The sequence below is a fragment of the Thermosynechococcus sp. GLH187 genome (assembly GCF_031583395.1).
Classification (GTDB): Bacteria; Cyanobacteriota; Cyanobacteriia; order Thermosynechococcales; family Thermosynechococcaceae; genus Thermosynechococcus.
The window spans coordinates 1,709,402-1,728,407 of the sequence record NZ_CP134175.1; the positions used below are offsets into that span (position 1 = coordinate 1,709,402).

Consider the following 19,006-nt stretch of genomic DNA (forward strand, 5'->3'; position numbering starts at 1 on the left):
GGCAAAATGATAGAGTAGGGTCAGCAACAGCACACTTTGCCAATGACGGTTGAACTTATTGCCAAACTCAGCGATCCCATTGTCAGTGCCGGACAGGGGGCACAGCGCCAACTGGAACTAACGTTAGCGGCACAGCGACAACAACAGCAGCGCGCTCCTCTCAATCTCTGCCTGATTTTGGATCACAGTGGCTCAATGGCATGGCAACCTTTGGCAATGGTCAAGCGAGCCGCGCAGTCCTTGGTGGATCGGTTACTGCCGACGGATCGCCTGAGTATCGTGGCCTTTGATCACAAAGCTCAGGTGTTAGTGCCCAATCAATTTGTGCAGGATAAAGCCGCAATCAAGGAGCAAATTGCAACCCTTGAGCCAAGTGGTGGCACTGCCATTGATCTGGGGATGAAACTGGCCCTGACAGAGTTGGCCAAAGCCAAACACGGAACCATCTCCCAAGCCTTTTTGCTCACCGATGGCGAAAATGAGCACGGCGATAACCAACGCTGCCTTGAACTGGCCAAGCTGGCAGCAGAGTACAACATTACGTTTAATACCTTAGGGTTTGGCGTTCACTGGAATCAGGATGTCCTCGAGCAAATTGCCGATGCAGGCGGCGGGCGGCTGATGTTTATTGAGTATGCTGAGCAGGCAATCGCCTGTTTTCAAGCGCTCTTTAGCCACATTAGCAGCGTGGACTACACCAATGCCCATGTCCTATTGACCCTGAGTGAGGCGGCACAACTAGGGAACTTCAAACCAGTCAACCAAGTGGCTCCCGATACGATTGAACTCACCTACGACAGCCCCACCCCCCACGAGTATGTGATTCGGGTTGGCGATGTTTCCGCTACCGTCAAACGCACACTCCTGATCACCCTGAGTACCCAACCCTTGCCCCCAGGCTCTCACCTCATTGGTTTTGTGCAAGTCCGCTACGATGACCCCGTGCAGCAAGCCACTGGCCTTTTCTCCGAGAGGATTCCCCTGACGCTCACAGCAGAACCAGAGCACATCCCCCAAGTGGATCCAGAGGTGCAGCAGAGCATTCTCACCCTCGAAAAATACCGCAAAACGAAACTGGCGGAAACGAAACTGCAGGCAGGGGACACCGCTAGCGCTGCCACCTTTTTGCAGAGTGCGGCCAAAACTGCTCTCCAACTGGGGGACACCGAAGCGGCAAAAGTCTTGGAGGCCTCGGCTCAAGAGCTACAGCAACAATCCACCCTCAGTGAATCAGCCCTCAAGCGCACCCGCATTGCCTCAAAAACCGTCTTGAGTAATCCCCCCTCAAATTAGCCACAGGGCATCGCCATTCTGGCAGCCTAAGAGCAATTGGGCATTGCCACCATTCACCGCTAGCTCAATAAACCCATGACTCCCCACTAATGCAATCAGATGTTGAGGTGGAACATCGCCATAGGTGTGGACGAGGGGAATCTGCTGCCCCTGAATCTGGATCTGCTGGTAGCCCTTGGCTAAAAGCGCCGCAGGGAGTGTGGTGATCACATTCCCAAAGTGATCAATGGCTTGAATCCAACCTTGGACGCCTTGGGGGGTAATCTCATAGGTGAGATGGGGCAAGCGCACCAAACTGTCAGGGTCAATGGCAGAGCCAAGGCGCGCCAAATCCGTTCCTGCGGCTAAATGGGCGGCCACGGGGGCAAAAATATCCCGCCCATGGAAGGTAGCACTGGGGTTGGGGGTGCGCCAAAACTGCGGCTGGGTGAGTTCAACCACTCGCTGAGGAGGATAGCGATCGCACACTTGACTAAAGACACCATTATCGGGCCCCACACAATACCCGATCCCCAGATCAAGGGCGATCGCCCGCCGACGGGTTCCCACCCCCGGATCCACCACCACGACATGCACCGTTTGCGGGGGAAAATAGGGCACCGCTTGCAGCAGTTGAAAACTGGCCGTGCGACAATCCTGCGGCGGAATTTCATGGCACAGGTCAATCACTTGGGCTTGGGGATAAAGACTTAAAATCACCCCCTTCATCACACCGACATAAATATCCTGATGGCCAAAGTCCGTCAGTAGGGTAATGCAGCAAGCCATGGGCGGTTTACAGAGACAGTCGCTTAAACAAGGGTTCAGGAATCCAACGAATGATCACCATGATCCAGCGCCAAATGGGTCGCACATAGATCACATCTTTCTTTTTTTCTATGGCTGTGAAGATCGCATTGGCCACTTCCTGCGGCTGAGCAGTGAGTAGGGGGGGCAACTTCATGCCTTCGGTCATCCGTGTCTTCACATAGCCGGGCAGAACGGTTAAAACCTGTATTCCCGATTTGGCAAGGCGCTGCCGCAATCCCGACAAAAATGCGGTAAACCCAGCTTTTGCAGAGCCATAGAAGTAGTTACTCGCCCGCCCCCGTTCCCCCGCCACAGAGGAAATCCCCACTAACGTCCCAAACCCCCGCTGCTCAAACACATTGGCAAAGAGACTCAAAATAACGGCTGGCCCCTCATAATTGGTGCGCATCACTTCAAGGGCAAGGGATAAATATTGCTCACATACTTTTTGGTCTGGCATAAAGCCAACAACGCAGATCACGATCGCGGGTTGCTCCGGGAGTTGCTGGATAAAACTTGCATGGGTCTCCACCGCTAAAACATCAAATTCATGGACACTGACGGCCACGCCGTAGCGTATTTCCAGATCTGCTTTATCTGGCTCTAGGCGACTCACCTGTCGTGCCGCCAATTGAATCGGATAGCCCTGAGCCGCAAACCGCTGGGCGATCGCCCGCCCCATATCGGAAGTCGCCCCCAAAATCAGCACAGGCGCCCTCATAGATGTAACCTCTTCGACTGTTCCGACGCAAAGTTGACCTGCCACTGATGGGCATTCCTAACTTGAACAAACCTCTCTACCCGAGCATCGGACTGGCGCAGGCGCATCGGCGTTAAATGGCTATCCTTGGCAAGGTAAAAGCGACCCCCATAGTGTAGGGTGATCTCCTCCAGTTGATCCAAAACCTTGAGGGTGCGTTGCGACATCGGAAAGTCCAAGGCCAAGGTATAACCCGCCATGGGAAATGAAAAATAACTCTGTTGATCCCCCAACTTCTTCAAGACCGCCAGAAAGGATCCCGCTCCCGCGGCTGACGTGCAATGCAGTAAGGCCGATAAACCTTCACGGGCAGTGCTCAGGGGCAAGACACATTGGAACTGGACAAAACCGCGCCGCCCATAGATGCGATTCCATCCCAATAAGCTATCAAGGGGATAGAAGAAGCGATCCCAATCCACGAAGGACTGGCTGGCTTGCCGTTGCTGATTGAGAAAATACAGTTGATTAAAAGCGCGAACCGTCAAGGGATTCAAGGCACCATTGGGAAAATCCACGGGAATCGAAAGTTTGCGTCGTTGCGGAGTCCGCAGTGGCCTTTGGCGATATTTGGCTGGCAACTCCTCCCGTGTGGCGTGTTCGCCCAGCATGAGCACAGACCGTCCTAACTGCGAACCAGTCGCCAGACAATCAATCCAAGCCACGGAGTAGGTCACGTCCTGAGCCGCCTCAAAGAGATCAATGACCTCGTCTAAATGCTTGGCGATACGGGTGGTTTGGCGAATCCACGCGGTTTCAATGGGGCGCAAGCGAAAGGCTGCCCTGAGGATCACCCCCGTCAAGCCCATTCCCCCCACCGTCCAGTAAAACAAATCCTGATTTTCGGAAGGGGAGCAGCGATAAATTTGCCCCTCGCTGGTGAGGAGATCCAGCCAGTCCAAACTGTGAACAAAACTGCCCTCTTTGTGGTGATTCTTGCCATGAACATCAGCCGCAATCATGCCCCCCACAGTCACGAACTTTGTACCGGGGGTAATCAAGGGAAACCAACCGCGAGGCACAAAAATCTCGAGAATCTCCGCCAGCAGCACCCCCGCCTCAGCAATCAATTGACCCGTGTGCGGATTAAACCCCAATAGGCGATTGAAGTGGCGCATTTGCAGCGTTGCTTCGCTATTGAGGGCGCTATCGCCGTAGGCACGGCCATTTCCTCGGGCAATGAGCGGCAACCCCCTTTTGAGAAGATGGATCATCTCAGATTCTGAGCGCGGGCAATAAACATGACAGGTCTGCACAGGATACCGCCCCCAGCCGCAGAGCGTTTTAAGAGAACCCTTAGGCGTCATGGGAGAAGACATATCGCTTATCCAAGTGATACTTGACCACATAGCCAATGGCTAGACCAATAATGGCGCCAATTTCGCGCATGAAATGGCTTTGCCAAATCAACCAAAATACAGTTTCAAATCCCCAAAAGATGGTCGTTGTGAAAATCCCCATCGAAGCATACAGACTAAATTGACGGCTATAGTGATGCACACCCTTTTTATGATCAAAAAAATCCAGCGCTTATCCAGATAGTATTTCACTACCAAACCCACGAGGGTACCCACTGCCACTGCGGTTATAAAATAAGGGAAACTATTATCAATGAGTAATATCATCCTTTGAAAAAATAAATTCATAAAGGTGGCAATAACCGCAAAAACTGTATAGCGAATAATCAGAGTTTGCAAACTCATAGAATCCCACCAATTATAAAGAGAAATAGGCAGATCAAGAAGCAGAGTTGACTTTGGCGATCTTTAATTGCATAAACAATTGGATCATCGTGCATCAAACCCCGATGGGTAATCATAATGGTTCTTGTAATCCAGTATAGAAGCACACAGCAAATGCCCCAGAGCACCTGTGGTCTTGTGTAAAGAAGCTGCACTTGGGGAGAGTTGATATAGAGCGCCAGCACCAAAATTGAGACATAACCCGCCCCAATGGCCATCATGCTAATAATCGGCAAATCGTCAATGTGGTAGCCCCGACCACTGGCCTTGAGTTGTTTACGGTGACGATGATCCACCAGTTCTGCTTGCCGCTTGACTGTTGCTAGGCAAAAGAAGAAAAAGATGGAGAAGGCCAAAAGCCAGACACTAAGGGAAATTTTTGTGGCAACCGCACCCGCAAAGATGCGAATGGTGTAAAGACCAGCCAGCGTGCAAATGTCAATAATAATCCGTCGCTTTAGGTAAAAGGAGTAGGCAGTTGTGAGACCATAATAGGCCAGCAGAATGCCCAGAAATGGCCAACTAATGGTGGTGGCGATCGCCATTCCCAGTCCTAAAAGCACTAAAATCATCCAGATGCCATGACAGAGGGGAAGATCGCCAGCAGCAAAGGGACGATGACGCTTCCGAGGATGGGCGCGATCGACCTGCAAATCCAAAAGATCATTTAAGACATAGACACTGGACGCCGTCAGACTAAAAGCAGCCGCTGCCACCAGCGAAATCCAAAAGGTTGGTAAATCAAATTGATGTGCCGCTAGCATTGGCACAAAGACCAAACTATTTTTCACCCATTGATGGGGGCGGATTTCTTTCAGGTAGGGTTGAATGCTTCGTTTTGCGGTACCTAGATGTTCTACATTGGGGTTAATTTGCTCAACTTTTTTGCACAGCCGAGGTGAGGCATTGACCGTAATTGCTTTGGCCGCAACTGCCCACACAGGCAAATCAGCCTCAGAGTCCCCTATGTAGATAAAATTTTTCTCACCAAAACGCTCTACGATAAACCTTGCTTTATTTCCTTCCTTCAAATTAACTTGGCCATCAGAACCATAAACCTCATCAAAAAGCCCTAAATAGGCAGCAATCTTATCAGCAATGAGTTGATCAGTGGCAGTGACGAGAGCAACCTTACCCCCCTTTGCTTTCCAAGCTTGGATATACTGAATAACCTCCGAGTTATAGGGCAGTGCTGTAACATCTATTTCAGAGAGTTTAGCTAATTTTCTTTTAATCTGGGCGCGATGAAAGCTTCTTGTTTGAAAGAATGTAACTAGAGACTGAGCCAAAGAAGAACAGATTAATTCCAGCAGAATATCCGTCCTCAGCAGTGTATTGTCTAGATCGATAAGAAGATAAACCATCTTTTACCGTTTAAGACTTGCGCTATGTTCTTGGTCAGCTTAAAGTAAGCTACCGCTTAACCCATTCTTTTCCATGAACTGCATGAGGGTATTAACCAAAATCGTTGATCCAAGGTGCCAGAATCAGCAATCCTAGGTCAGCTAAAGGCGAGTAACAGATTATGAATTAGCCGCTGCTGTAGCCCAACCTAGGCCGCCAGCTACTAGAGTAGTAGTGAACTGATTCGGGAACGGAAACTATGGGTGAACTCTTTGGCCTGCTGTTTCTACTGGGGTTTGGAGGCTGGGGTATCGCTAACTCTGTGCGCATTGTCAATCAGGGCAATATGGCCTTGGTGGAGCGGTTAGGCAGCTATAGCCGTCGCTTGGAACCGGGGCTAAATTTTACAGTGCCGCTCCTTGATCGCGTGGTCTTTGAGCAAACGATTCGGGAAAAGGTCTTAGATATTCCGCCGCAGCAGTGTATCACCCGTGACAATGTGACGATTACGGTGGATGCCGTTGTCTATTGGCGGATTATTGATATGGAGCGCGCCTACTACAAGGTGGAAAACCTGACGATGGCAATGGTGAATCTGGTGCAAACGCAGATTCGAGCAGAAATGGGGAAGCTAGAGCTGGATGAAACCTTTACCGCCCGCACTCAGGTGAACGAGAATCTCCTGCGGGATCTGGATATTGCCACCGATCCTTGGGGGGTGAAGGTGACCCGTGTGGAACTGCGGGATATTGCCCCCTCGAAGGCGGTTCAAGAGTCGATGGAACTGCAAATGTCCGCTGAGCGCAAAAAACGCGCTGCGATTCTCACCTCTGAAGGGGAACGGGAAGCAGCGATCAACTCGGCTCGAGGTAAAGCGGAAGCTCAAGTGTTAGCCGCCGAGGCCGAACAAAAAGCCGCTATTCTGGCAGCGGAAGCAGAACAAAAAGTGGTGGTGTTGCGTGCCCAAGCGGAGCGCCAAGATCAGATTTTGCGTGCCCAAGGAACTGCAGAAGCAATGAAGATTATTGCCGCAGCACTGCGTGAAGATCCGAAGGCGAAGGAAGCGCTCCAGTTTCTCCTTGCTCAGGGCTATTTAGATATGGGACGCACCATTGGCCATAGTGATAGCAGTAAAGTACTATTTATGGATCCCAGCAGTATCCCGGCAACGATTGAGGGTGTGAAGTCCCTGATCGAGCAGTCCCCCCGCGAGGTATAGTCCATGGCACAATTTCAGGCACAGGTTTTTGTTACGCTGCGACCATCGGTGTTAGATCCCGCAGGCGTCGCGGTACAGGCGGGGATTCATCATCTCGGCTATACGAATGTACAATCGGTGCGCATTGGCAAACTGGTGGAACTCACCCTAGAGGCCAGCGATCGCGCCACTGCCGAGGCACAACTCACCCACATTGCCGATCAACTGTTGGCCAACCCCGTGATTGAAACCTTTCGCATTGAATTGCAGGAGCTGGCAACTGCCGCAGGATAGGCACGATGTTCAACTGGTGGGATGATCTATTAGCCAGTATCGAGGCGGGCATCAAGGCCAGGATTGAATCGGGATTACAGTCCTTGGCGGAGACCCTTGCCCCCTTGCTTCAGGTACCGGAACCTGCAGCCCCGTTCCAACGCATTGCCCTTTTTCGGGCGGGTGTCGATCAACCCATTGCTGGCTCTGGTCTCAGGGTTGAAGGCGCCGCTTGGTATCTGGAGTCCCACTGGCCGCAAACAATTCCCCTCTTTGAACTGCCGGAAGCCCACCTGTGGTTGGAAGTGCCTTCTGCCCAAGGGGGAGATCAGTTGCTCCTGTGTCGCGCCCTAGTGAAAACCGGGATGCTGCCTGAGGGAGGGCAACTGGTTCTCAGCCGCAGTCAACCCTTTGGTTGGACATTTTCGCGCACGGTTTCCCTCGTGGGCGATCGCGATTGGCATCTGTGTGAAGTGCCTTTTCACCTGAAACCAGAACCCCAGACCCCTGGCTTGATTAAAATTGGGGTGGAATTCATGGGACGCGGTGTGGTCTGGCTACGGGATATTGAGCTACTCCATGCCCCTGCCAAGTTAAAGCCGATTACTGACGTGATGGATGGATTGCTGTGAGTCATGCCCTAAACGTGGGGATTGTGGTTTTTCCCGGATCCAATTGCGATCGCGATGTGGCCTACGTCACGAGTGAGATTCTCGGCTGGCCCACTCAACTGCTGTGGCACGAAGAGACCCATCTGAGTGACTATGATTTGATTGTGCTACCGGGGGGCTTCAGTTTTGGTGATTATTTGCGCTGTGGGGCGATCGCCCGCTTCTCACCAATTATGTCCGCCGTCAAAGACCATGCCGCCGCTGGCAAATGGGTGCTGGGCATTTGTAATGGGTTTCAAATCCTGACCGAGGCCAAACTGCTCCCCGGTGCTCTAGTGCGCAATCGGGACTTGCATTTTATTTGCGATCGCGTGTATTTGCGCTTAGAAGCCAAGGAACGCCCGTGGCTACAGGCCTATGGCGATAAAACGGTGATTCGCTTGCCCATTGCCCACGGTGAGGGCTGCTACTACGCCGATGCCGCCACCCTCGCTGAACTGGAAGCCAACCGCCAAGTCCTCTTTCGCTATGCCGATGCCCAAGGGAATGTCACCCCTGAGAGTAATCCCAATGGTTCGCTCAACAATATCGCGGGTATTTGCAATGCTGCTGGCAATGTGTTAGGAATGATGCCCCACCCTGAGCGCGCCGCTGACCCCGCCTTGAGCCACTCCCCCAGTGATCACACGTTGGATGGCCTGCAATTGTTCAAATCGCTTTTGATGGCTGCGGCTGAGGTTTAGAGGTGTTTTCGTCTTTGGAGGCGATGCAACTTCATCAACTGACGGCAACCGTCAACCTCTATGATGCCCCCACGGGCGATCGCTTGGCGACCCAAGGGGCAGCAGGACGCTTGCTCTGGGCACCTGCTTTGGGGGCTGAACGTACCTACGTGCAACTTGCTGAGGATGAATACTGGGGCTGGCTGGATCCACAGGATTACCGCCATCTCACACCCGCCACTCAGTCCTATCAACCCATTGCCCGCGATCGCGCCTACATCGAGGCTGTCCTTGAAGAGGTGATTGCCTTTTGCTGCGCGGCACAGCAGGTTCCCCATGAATATCTCTGGGGCGGAACCGTTGCTCCCAACTACGACTGTTCTGGCTTGATGCAGGCCAGTTTTGCCAGTCAAGGCATTTGGCTGCCCCGTGATGCTTATCAGCAGGAGGCCTTTGCCACGCCCCTAGGGAGCAACTCCATTGAGGAAACCTTACCCCAGCTTCAGCGGGGTGATCTGGTGTTTTTCGGTACGCGTGAAAAGGCGACCCATGTGGGTCTCTATCTGGGGCAGGGACAGTATATCCATAGCTCTGGCAAAGAATATGGCCGCAATGGCATTGGCATTGATACCCTCTACCCCAGTGAAGATCCCGTCAGCATCGCCTATCAGCAGCAGTTTCGCGGCGGTGGCCGCATTGACTATAGCTATCTGCCCCTAGGCTAGCGCCCCATCCCCAGTTTTTGCGCTTTTTGATAGACCTTGCCTTCCGTGAGCAGGGAAGGAGCAATGACAATCTCCACCTGCTGCATTTCCCGCAGATCCTTGGCGCCAAGGGTGCCCATACTGGTTTGCAATGCCCCAAGAAAGTTGTGGGTACCATCATCCAACTGAGCCGGTCCCCGCAGAATCTGCTCAAGGGTGCCAGTGGTGCCGACATGAATGCGCGTCCCCCGAGGCAGCACCGGACTAGGCGTGGCCATCCCCCAGTGATAACCGCGACCGGGGGCTTCTTTGGCACGGGCAAAGGGGGATCCCATCATCACCGCATCTGCGCCGCAGGCAATACACTTGCAGACATCGCCACCCGTGACAAGGCCCCCATCGGCAATCACAGGCACATAGCGTTGCGTCTCTTCAAAATAGGCATCCCGTGCCGCTGCACAGTCAGCGATCGCCGTGACCTGAGGCACCCCCACCCCAAGCACGCCCCGGGAAGTACAGGCTGCCCCCGGCCCAATCCCCACCAGAATCGCTGCTGCACCACAGTGCATGAGACTGAGGGCCACCTCATAGGTGACGCAATTCCCCAAAATGACGGGCATTGGCATCCGTTCACAAAAAGCAGCAAGATCGAGTGGTTCTGTCCCCTCAGGGGCAAGGTGAGCCGGTGAGACGACCGTGGCTTGGACAAAGAGCAAATCGGCCCCCGCCGCTGCCACAACATCGCCAAAACGACTAGCCCCCGCTGGGGTTAAACTGACGGCAGCAATCCCCCCTTGGGATTTGATTTCTTGAATGCGTTTTTCAATGAGGTGGGGCTGAATCGGCTGGGCATACAACTGCTGCATCAGGGGCACAAATTCATCAACACTGACGCTGGCAATGCGTTCGAGAATCGGTGCTGGATCTTCGTAGCGGGTTTGAATCCCCTCAAGGTTGAGGACGCCCAGTGCCCCCATTTGGCTGAGTTTGACGGCCATCGTAACATCCACGACCCCATCCATGGCACTGGCAATAATCGGAATTTCCCGTTCAATGGAACCAAGGCGCCAGCGGGTATCGGCCAGCTGGGGATCAAGAGTGCGGTTGCCGGGGACAAGGGCAATTTCATCAATACCGTAGGCGCGACGGGCGGTGCGATGTCCCCCTAGTTGAATCGTCATGGTGTTCCTCGCAGTAGGTGGGCTAAAGGATCAAGTACGGTGTCTAAGTTGTTGTTGACAGTGCAACAAATTTACAAAAATTTACAACACTTCGACAAGCCATGCCTTGGCGCTAGTTCAATGGGGGATTGGGCGATCGCCGAACCGGGCGAAAGGGGGTCGGACGCGGCGATATGGTCGATGAACCGGGACGCTGAGGGCGCTGGGGACGGGCTGGCCGTGCCTTGGCTTTCTTGGGCTTCTTGATTTTGCGGGGGGGCAAAATACCCACCGTGGCTGCCTCCTGAACCACTAGACTTGTGCCCTGTCGCTGTACCTGAAAGTCCCAAAAGTATCCGGGTGACTTCATAGGCACGGTTCCTGTTAGTTTCAGTTTGAAAGCTTTGGGTTTCTCGCCCCGCCGACGCGGCAACTGTTGAATTTTAACGACGACAAAGTTCTTTTCTTGGGAGTTGAAGATCACTTCTCCGCGTACAGAAAAGTAGCCGTCATTGACGCCGGGATCCGCTGCTGTGGCATTGGCCTGTTGCAGGCGCTCCGGCTCCCATACGCCCACAATTTGCAGGTGCAGTTTCACCGCTTCTTTGTCAACGTCGCGGGTGCGGGGATAGACCACCCAGAGGTGGGGTTCATTCAGGTCGAGATATTTTTTAATCAGGTTCATCACCTGCCCCAAGAGGACGGTTTCAATTTCCACGCCATCCTCGGTCATCATCACCCCGCGGTTGAACTCCTCCTCCGAAGCGGGTACATAGCGACCGCGCACAACCCCGATCGCCCGATATTGCATCCGTTCACTGGGGGGCGGGATCGGCTGGGGACGGGAAGGAAGATCTTCTTGCTCAGAAATCGCTTCTTCAGGAGCAGTATTGACCTTGGGCGGTGAGCTACCCGCTACCGCAACACCGAGAATTTCTGGGCGAGATTTGGTTTCTAACTCAGGGGAAGGCGTTGGCGGAGTCGCTGGGGTCTTCTTGGCGCGGGGGCGCTTGGCCGGGGGTTCAGCAGTCATGGCAATTCTCGCAAACAGTCTAAACACCAACTGAGCGCCTGCTCAGATGAACAGGCCACGGCAATTCTCAATTGGGGTACTCTCAATTATGCGTTGCCGCTGTGAGCTAAGCAACACTTTTGTTCCTGCCAAAAGTTGTGAGAACTATGAGCTGGATGCAACGCTCTCGATTTGGACGATCGCCCCAAAATCGCCAATAATTGCCGCACAATTGCGCAATAGACCAAGGAGCGCTAAGCGATTGGCACGTACCGTTGCATCCTCTGCCATCACCAGTACACTTTCCTCGCTATCGAAGAAGCGACTGACAATCGGAGCCAAGGAGGCTAGGGCACGAACAATCTCGCCATAGGCGCGCTGCACTTGAGCTTGCTGGACGGTGGGCAAGATGTCCTTGAGGGCGGCATAGAATTCCTTTTCAATGGGGGCTGCGAGGTGCTTGGCCTTGACGGCACGGATATTCAGGCAGTCTGTCCCTAGGGTGCCTTGGCGTGCCAAGCGAGTTGCCCGGTTTACCGTGGGGTAAATCGTCATCAGTTCACCGGATTGGCGCAGTTTTTGGAGAAATTGGGCGCGATCGCGGGCATCCACCACATCCCTGAGGGCACGCGTCTGCAACTCCGGCTGATCCTCTGGAATGACGGCATTCACCAAGTCATACTCAATGCCAAGATCTTCTTGCAGTAAGGTTCGCAGCCGTTGGCTAAAAAACTGCCGCAGTTGCTGCTCTAAGTCAGCGGCACTGAGCTTGGCGGCAAATTGGCGACAAAAGGCTTGGGCAGACTCCTGTAGCAGAGCGAGGAAATCCAAGTGATGTTCCCCCTGCCAGAGAATGGTGATCACGGCATTGGCTGCCCGCCGTAGGGCAAAGGGGTCTGATGAACCCGTGGGACACAGGCCGATACCAAAAAGGCAGACAAGAGTATCCAAGCGATCGGCGAGTCCCACCACCTGACCCGTGAGACTTTGGGGCGGGCGATCGCCAGCAAAACGCGGCAGATAATGCTCAAAAATCCCCGTGGCCACCGCTGGCGCTTCCCCGGAGACCGTGGCATACACTTGCCCCATGTAGCCCTGGAGTTCCGGAAATTCCCCTACCATCTGCGTCACTAGATCCGCTTTGCACAGGCAGGCCGTGCGTTCAATGGCAGCAACGTCCGCAGCCGCACAATTTAAGGCGGTGGCAATTTGACGAGCCAGTGTGGTTAGCCGCTCCACTTTGTCGGCCATGGATCCCAATTCATCTTGGAAGGTAACCGTGGCTAGTTTGTCACGATAGTGCTCTAGGGGCTGTGCCGTATCCGCCTTGTAGAAGAACTCGGCATCCGCTAGGCGAGCACGAATCACCCGCTCATTCCCAGCACGAATCAAGGGGGTGGCCGCAGGGTCGCCATTGCTAATCGTGATGAATACAGGGAGCAGCGCTTGGCGAGTGGCATCGGTGTACACGGGAAAATACCGCTGATGGGACACCAATACGGTGGTAATCACCTCAAGGGGCAGGGCAAGAAACCGCGCTTCAAAACTTCCCAAAACCGCCGTTGGCCATTCCACGAGGTGGGTGACTTCCTCCAAAAGGGGCACCTCTAAATCCACCCATCCCCCCGCTTCCGCAGCAAGGGCAGCAATTTGCTCGCGAATCCGTTGCTGGCGAACCTCTGGATCTACCAAGACTCCCGCCGTTTCAAGGGCAGCTTCATAGTCTTGGGCATGCTTGAGGACAATAGCCCCTTGAGAAAGGACGCGATGGCCATAGGTGGTGCGATCGCTGGCAATGCGCACGGAATGGCTCTCCAAGACCAAGGGCAGTACCTGCTCATCCCACAGCAGCACTAGCCACCGAATGGGACGCGAAAACCGCAAATCCCCATCCCCCCAGCGCATGAAGCGGGCACCCTCAAGGGCGGCAATCCACTGTGGTGCCAACTCGGTCAATCGTTGGGACGTCGGTTGGCCGGGGCGAACTTGCTTGAGATAGACTACCTCTCCTTTTTCCGTGGGACGGATTTCAATTTCCTCAAGACGACCTTGGCGCGATCGCAAGAACCCCAATAGGGCAGGGGTAGGTTCCCCCTCGCGAAAGGCCACGCTGGCCGCTGGCCCTTTGATTTCAATTGCTTGATCGGGTTGCTGGGGCGGTAACCCCTCAATCAGTACCGCTAAGCGGCGCGGGGTTGCCCAGACTTTGACTTCCCCCTCCAGTCCCTGTTCCTTGAGGGTTTGGGGAATCAGGGTGTGCCACTGGCGCAGGGCACTACTGACAAAGCGGGCGGGGAGATCCTCGGTTCCCACCTCCAAGAGGAACGTATGCGGTGATGACTTGGGCATGGTGACCATGGGCTAGATAACGGAGCTACTGCGGGCGGCTTCGGCCTCGTCGGGATGAATACCAAGGCGGGTCAAGTTAATGCGACCTTTGCTGTCCACCTCACGGATTTTGACGACAATTTCATCGCCAATTTTCACTTCGTCCTCGACTTTGCCAACGCGATATTCCGCCAACTGGGAAATGTGGATCATCCCCTCCTTGCCGGGGAGAAACTCGACAAAAGCGCCAATGGGAATAATCCGCGTCACCTTGCCCAGATAGACATCACCGGCGTTGAGCTTTCGCGTCAGACCCTCAATGGCCGCCCGTGCTTGCTTGGCGTTGGTTTCATTGGGGGCAGTAATGGTGACCAGCCCTTCTTCACTAATATCCACCTTGACGTTGTATTGCTCGCAGATACCCCGCACGGTTTTACCACCGGGACCAATGACAAGGCCAATCATATCGGGGGGAATTTGCAACGTCAGCAGTCGTGGCGCACTGGGGGGCAGTTGTGGACGGGGTTTGTCCAGCACCGCCAGCATTTTCTCAAGGATATGGAGCCGTGCCGGACGTGCCTGTTCGATCGCCTGCTTGATCACGGCAACGGGCAAGCCAGTAATTTTCATATCCATTTGCAGAGCGGTAATACCGCTATCGGTGCCGGCTACCTTGAAGTCCATGTCGCCAAGGAAGTCTTCAATCCCCTGAATGTCGGTGAGGATGCGCACCTCATTGCCCTCCTTGATCAGCCCCATGGCCGCCCCACTGACGGGTTTACGGATCGGTACCCCGGCATCCATCAAGGAGAGGGTGGAACCACAAACGGATCCCATGGAGGTAGAACCATCGGAAGAGAGCACCTCCGACACGACGCGAATCACATAGGGAAACTCCTCTTTGGGAGGAATGACCGGTTCGAGGGCACGCTCTGCGAGGGCACCATGGCCAATTTCCCGCCGCCCGGGCGATCGCAGGGGTTTGACTTCACCCACAGAGTAGGGGGGAAAGTTGTAGTGGTGCAGATAACGTTTGCTGTCCTCGGGATGCAGATCATCAAGGGCTTGGGCATCGGCAGGAGAACCGAGGGTGGTCACAGACATCACCTGCGTCAAGCCGCGATTAAAGAGGGCACTACCATGAACCCGCTCTGGCAGAACCCCCACCTCACACCAAATGGGACGCACTTCATCGAGACGGCGGCCATCCACTCGCACCCCTTCTTCAATAATTTGCTGCCGCATGAGTTTTTTCGTCACGGCCTTAAAGAGGGTAGGCAGGGCTTTCGGGTTTTCCGCTGCCGCCACTGCGACCGGGTGATCCGCTGGCAGGGCAGCAATTTCTTGGGCGATCGCCCCTTGCACCTCATCGAGGGCAGCATCGCGAACATTTTTGTCCTTTTCAAAGCGTTTGAGAATGGCTTTGACCGGTTCAACAGCGCGATCGTAGATGAAGTTTTCCAAGGTGGGGTCGATCGCCGGCGGTTCCGCGTGGACAATGTCAATGCCCAATTCCTTGAGGAGATCCCGCTGCGCTTGAATCAGGTCTTGGATCACCTCATAGCCAAAGTCAATAGCTTCAATCATGTCGGCTTCGGGCAGCTCATTGGCACCGGCCTCCACCATCACCACGCCATCGGGAGAGCCGGCCACGACCAGATCTAAGCCACCGCGCTCAATTTCTTTGTAGGTGGGGTTGATAATAAACTCATCCCCCACAAGGCCCACCCGCACTGCTGCCATTGGACCATTAAAGGGAATTTGCGCCAAAAGAACAGCGATCGAGGCTCCCGTTACCGCCAATACATCGGGGGGAACATTTTCATCCAAGGAAACCGTCGTGGCTACTACTTGCAGATCATCGCGCAACCATTGGGGAAAGAGGGGGCGCAGCGGCCGGTCAATCAGGCGACCAATGAGAATCGCTTTTTCGGGGGGGCGACCCTCACGCCGTAAAAAACCGCCGGGAATCCGCCCAGCGGCATAGAGGCGCTCTTCGTAATCCACCACAAGGGGTAAAAAATCAATGCCTTCGCGAGCGGCGGCACGATTCGCCGTCACGAGTACAGCCGTTTCTCCCGAACTAATGAGAATGGAACCGGCAGCTTGGGGGGCAAATTTTTGCAATACTACCTTAATATCCCGTCCATCTAGGGGGATAATCTTTTCTAGACCCTTCATTGGCGTTCTATTTTTTCCTTCTTCCTATTTCTTTCTCTCTACTAGGATAGCCGCTTCTGCCACTCATCCGCTAAAGTTCAAGGATCAGCCGTGTGCCCCCAAGGACGGCAAGACTGGGGGTGGCTGTCCAGCTTTGGGTTAATAAAATTTGTATCAGTTCTGCCGATCGCCGGCTGCTGGGGCTGTCCTGTAACCCCAAATAGAAACTGGCAGAGTGGTGGCTATCTTGACCGAGCACTTTCAACAGATCATCAGCGTAGTGAATAGCTTTTTCCATCTGGGTTTGCAAGTTAGTCCACAGATCGACATTGCGAAGATTGCTCAGGGTTTCGGCCACCACATCTTGACGGTGTTGAATTAGGATGGTTCGCGGCTGTAGCTCTGGCGGCAAATCCGCAAAGAAAATGGCCGGGCCATAGCCAATGAGATGCACCGTCTCCATCCATTTCGTTTGCGGCAGCAGCAATTGCCGCACAATGTGACAGGCAAGGGCAGTAATAATTAACCCTTGGCTATGGGCGACAAGGTACAATTCGGCTCCCGCTTGTAACCCCTTGACGATTTCATAGGCCAACCGCAGGGTGGGACGCGGCGCACCGGCTGGAAAGGCACCGTAGAGATACTGGGCAAAATCCCCCCAGCCTAATTTTTGTAGGAACGAGAGGTCAAGGAGTTTCGTTAAGTCAGCGGTGCTGTTAATATCGAGGGGGCGCTGTTGCAGTTGGCTCGGTTGGGCGATCGCCAGAATATCCGCATCATCGGTCAGATCTTGAGTCATCAGTTGGCCAAGAAGTTTAGCATACTCATAGCGGCGATCCTTGCTGGGGTCTGGGGCTGGGGTCTGGGGCCAAAAACGATAGAGTTCTGCCTTACCGAGGAAACTTTCCAAAAGATCTGCTTGGAAGCCATGGGTCTGATTGTGAATGCCGCGAACTTCTAAAGGGTGAGCCGCTGTGAGTTCGGCAAGGCGGTTCAAATCCCGCCGTTGCTTGGCAGCATCGCTCCCTATCCCATTCACATGGAGTAAACGCCGCCGTAGGGGGACGCTCAGGGGGTTGTCGGGCAAAATAATCGTACCGTCTAGGGGAGAGGTCATAGGGGATTTGGAAAGTCTAATGAGAGAATTTGGTGAAACGCAATAAAAGGCGGCTAAATTGTGATCATCGTCACAGTCATTCTATCGGGGGATGGGTCATACTAAATAGTGACTCAGTACTATCCGAGTCATCAACAGGGAACACACAACGAGCCGACAGACTGTAAGTAAGTTTGTCGGTTTTTTTTTGAATTTCAGTCATGCCCCACAAAAAGATCACGCTTCGTTTAGATGCTGAACTCTATGGCCAACTCCAACGCTGGCAAGTCCAGCAGGGATGCGGTTCCCTTAGTGAGGCAATTCGTAAAATTTTGCAACAATCTCTTCAGCCGACGGAGATGGCCTGTCCCACAGTTTTGCAGCGACTGAGTGCCCTAGAACAGCAAGTGGCCGCCCTTGAACGCCGACTGTGCCCGCCTCAACCCACTATCGAAACGCTGACGATCGCGGAGCTAGAGCGGCTGACTCGCCCACAACTGGTGGCCTTAGCGCGGGACTTGGGCATCTATAGCTATAAGCTGAATAATCCAGCGTTGCGGCAGGCCATTTGGGCAGCGAAACAAGCGATCTATGGACAGGAGCGGCAATGATATGCTGACGAAGGTGACTCAAGTATAGGTGAGATGGCTAGTCCGTCAGAATCGATAGATCGCTCCCGTTTGTGGTGGGCGGCGATTAAACTTCCCATGTACAGTGTGGCAGTGATGCCCATTTGGTTGGGCACAGCGGTGGCGATCGCCGAAACGGGAAGGGTGCACTGGTGGCCTTTTGGGTTGTTTCTGACAGCGGCAGTGCTGATTTTGGTTTGGCTGAATCTCAGTAATGATGTGTTTGATGCCGAAACGGGGATCGATCGCCACAAGTACCATTCAGTCGTCAATCTCACGGGCAAAAAGCAACTCATCTTCTGGCTGAGCAACCTCTGCTTACTCTTGGGGCTACTGGGGATTGCGGCCATTAGTTGGTTGCAACAGGATGCAACGGTTTTAGGGTTGGTATTGCTCTGCTGTGCCCTAGGCTATAGCTACCAAGGCCCGCCCTTTCGTTTGGGCTATTTGGGCTTGGGGGAGCCGATTTGTTTTATCTGCTTTGGACCTTTGGCGATCGCTGCTGCCTACTATAGCCAAGTGCAAACCTTTAGCCCTAGTATTTGGCCAGTGGCTATCCTCAATGGTCTGACGACAACACTGATTCTTTTTTGCTCCCACTTTCACCAAGTGGCCGATGATCTAGCCGCTGGCAAACGTTCGCCGGTCGTGCGCTTAGGGACAGCTCGCAGTGCTCAACTGGTCTATGGTGCCTGTGGTCTTTTTTATGGGGTGTTGCTGGCCAGTGTCGCATGGGGAATCCTGCCATGGCCAACACTGCTGGCTTTGAGTTCACTGCCTTGGGCGATTTATTTGTGCCAGCGGATGGCGCAATTTCACAGTGTCCCTGAGCAGATCAAGAACTCGAAATTTATTGCGGTGCAACTGCATTTTTGGAGTAGCTTGCTCTTGGGATTGGGTTACTTGCTCTGAGCTGGGGGGCGATCGCGATTCAGCGACCATTGGTACTCCACACTGCCGCCTCTCAATTGCCATTCCTCTTCAAACTGCTTTTGCAGCCGCAGGGCTTTGCGCAGATGAATGACCGCACTATGGAGTTGCTGGTAACCACTGGAGTGGGGAGGGAGGGCGGGCAACGAGACCTGTTCCAAAATTTGCAGCGCTAACTCGTAATGGATGTGGGCAGGAACAGGAATCTCATCTGAGGGGGCAGAAGAAAGAGTCACCGGGGCAGACACCTCCAAGGAA

The 19,006-nt window shown here is 53.9% G+C and carries 18 protein-coding genes and 1 pseudogene; 8 read left to right on the forward strand and 11 right to left on the reverse strand.

What is annotated here, in order from left to right; genetic code table 11:
- The first annotated feature begins 42 nt into the window (after positions 1-42).
- Entirely contained in the window at positions 43-1,293 is a 1,251-nt protein-coding gene (locus RHI63_RS08355) for a VWA domain-containing protein (protein ID WP_310821477.1), read from the forward strand.
- Here RHI63_RS08355 and RHI63_RS08360 read toward each other — a convergent pair.
- From RHI63_RS08360 to RHI63_RS08380, 5 genes and pseudogenes are all read right to left on the reverse strand, one after another.
- Positions 1,285-2,061 (reverse strand): SAM-dependent chlorinase/fluorinase, encoded by a 777-nt coding sequence (locus tag RHI63_RS08360; protein ID WP_310821478.1) that lies wholly within the window; start codon positions 2,059-2,061, stop codon positions 1,285-1,287. The two genes, RHI63_RS08355 and RHI63_RS08360, sit on opposite strands and share 9 nt — an antisense overlap.
- A 7-nt stretch (positions 2,062-2,068) precedes the next feature.
- The gene (locus RHI63_RS08365) at positions 2,069-2,803 is read right to left on the reverse strand and encodes an SDR family oxidoreductase (RefSeq protein ID WP_310821479.1); all 735 of its coding nucleotides are present in this window, start codon (positions 2,801-2,803) and stop codon (positions 2,069-2,071) included.
- The gene (locus RHI63_RS08370; RefSeq protein WP_310821480.1) at positions 2,800-4,053 is read right to left on the reverse strand and encodes an FAD-binding oxidoreductase; all 1,254 of its coding nucleotides are present in this window, start codon (positions 4,051-4,053) and stop codon (positions 2,800-2,802) included. Before RHI63_RS08370 ends, RHI63_RS08365 begins: the two co-directional genes overlap by 4 nt.
- 82 nt (positions 4,054-4,135) lie before the next feature.
- Positions 4,136-4,542, reverse strand: a pseudogene (locus RHI63_RS13090) (GtrA family protein).
- Positions 4,539-5,945 carry a UbiA family prenyltransferase gene (locus tag RHI63_RS08380; protein ID WP_310821481.1) on the reverse strand — a complete coding sequence of 469 codons (1,407 nt, stop codon included), beginning with the start codon at positions 5,943-5,945 and terminating at the stop codon, positions 4,539-4,541. Before RHI63_RS08380 ends, RHI63_RS13090 begins: the two are co-directional and overlap by 4 nt.
- Positions 5,946-6,184: 239 nt before the next feature.
- On the opposite strand from RHI63_RS08380, the gene RHI63_RS08385 reads away from it, so the two are divergent.
- Genes RHI63_RS08385 through RHI63_RS08405 form a run of 5 tightly spaced genes read left to right on the forward strand, consistent with a single transcriptional unit; the run spans position 6,185 to position 9,454 of the window.
- Entirely contained in the window at positions 6,185-7,144 is a 960-nt protein-coding gene (locus RHI63_RS08385; protein ID WP_310821482.1) for an SPFH domain-containing protein, read from the forward strand.
- A 3-nt stretch (positions 7,145-7,147) separates the two neighbouring features.
- Entirely contained in the window at positions 7,148-7,417 is a 270-nt protein-coding gene (purS, locus tag RHI63_RS08390; RefSeq protein ID WP_206199780.1) for a phosphoribosylformylglycinamidine synthase subunit PurS, read from the forward strand.
- A gap of 5 nt (positions 7,418-7,422) precedes the next feature.
- Positions 7,423-8,028, forward strand: coding sequence for a hypothetical protein (locus tag RHI63_RS08395; RefSeq protein ID WP_206199781.1), 606 nt, complete (start codon positions 7,423-7,425; stop codon positions 8,026-8,028).
- Entirely contained in the window at positions 8,025-8,750 is a 726-nt protein-coding gene (gene purQ, locus RHI63_RS08400) for a phosphoribosylformylglycinamidine synthase subunit PurQ (protein ID WP_310438225.1), read from the forward strand. The genes RHI63_RS08395 and purQ overlap by 4 nt, the downstream gene beginning before the upstream one ends.
- Before the next feature lie 23 nt (positions 8,751-8,773).
- Positions 8,774-9,454 carry a C40 family peptidase gene (locus RHI63_RS08405; protein WP_206201670.1) on the forward strand — a complete coding sequence of 227 codons (681 nt, stop codon included), beginning with the start codon at positions 8,774-8,776 and terminating at the stop codon, positions 9,452-9,454.
- Here RHI63_RS08405 and RHI63_RS08410 read toward each other — a convergent pair.
- From RHI63_RS08410 to RHI63_RS08430, 5 genes are all read right to left on the reverse strand, one after another.
- Positions 9,451-10,614, reverse strand: a complete 1,164-nt coding sequence (locus RHI63_RS08410; protein WP_206199783.1) for a GuaB3 family IMP dehydrogenase-related protein — start codon at positions 10,612-10,614, stop codon at positions 9,451-9,453. The genes RHI63_RS08405 and RHI63_RS08410 overlap by 4 nt on opposite strands.
- A gap of 112 nt (positions 10,615-10,726) precedes the next feature.
- Complete coding sequence (locus RHI63_RS08415; RefSeq protein ID WP_225901539.1) at positions 10,727-11,626, reverse strand: hypothetical protein; 900 nt, start codon at positions 11,624-11,626, stop codon at positions 10,727-10,729.
- Between the two features lie 144 nt (positions 11,627-11,770).
- Positions 11,771-13,954 carry a glycine--tRNA ligase subunit beta gene (glyS, locus tag RHI63_RS08420; protein WP_310821483.1) on the reverse strand — a complete coding sequence of 728 codons (2,184 nt, stop codon included), beginning with the start codon at positions 13,952-13,954 and terminating at the stop codon, positions 11,771-11,773.
- Between the two features lie 12 nt (positions 13,955-13,966).
- Complete coding sequence (locus RHI63_RS08425) at positions 13,967-16,114, reverse strand: polyribonucleotide nucleotidyltransferase (RefSeq protein ID WP_206199785.1); 2,148 nt, start codon at positions 16,112-16,114, stop codon at positions 13,967-13,969.
- A gap of 70 nt (positions 16,115-16,184) precedes the next feature.
- Positions 16,185-17,210 carry a hypothetical protein gene (locus RHI63_RS08430; RefSeq protein WP_310742901.1) on the reverse strand — a complete coding sequence of 342 codons (1,026 nt, stop codon included), beginning with the start codon at positions 17,208-17,210 and terminating at the stop codon, positions 16,185-16,187.
- 200 nt (positions 17,211-17,410) lie between these two features.
- Between RHI63_RS08430 and RHI63_RS08435 the strand changes: the two genes are divergently transcribed.
- Both RHI63_RS08435 and menA read left to right on the forward strand, forming a co-directional pair.
- On the forward strand, positions 17,411-17,800 hold the full coding sequence (locus tag RHI63_RS08435; RefSeq protein WP_310438220.1) for a hypothetical protein: 390 nt from the start codon (positions 17,411-17,413) through the stop codon (positions 17,798-17,800).
- Positions 17,801-17,833: 33 nt separating this feature from the next.
- Positions 17,834-18,730 carry a 2-carboxy-1,4-naphthoquinone phytyltransferase gene (gene menA, locus RHI63_RS08440; protein WP_206199788.1) on the forward strand — a complete coding sequence of 299 codons (897 nt, stop codon included), beginning with the start codon at positions 17,834-17,836 and terminating at the stop codon, positions 18,728-18,730.
- Here menA and RHI63_RS08445 read toward each other — a convergent pair.
- Entirely contained in the window at positions 18,718-18,984 is a 267-nt protein-coding gene (locus tag RHI63_RS08445; protein WP_206199789.1) for a DUF5340 domain-containing protein, read from the reverse strand. The genes menA and RHI63_RS08445 overlap by 13 nt on opposite strands.
- Positions 18,985-19,006: the final 22 nt, after the last annotated feature.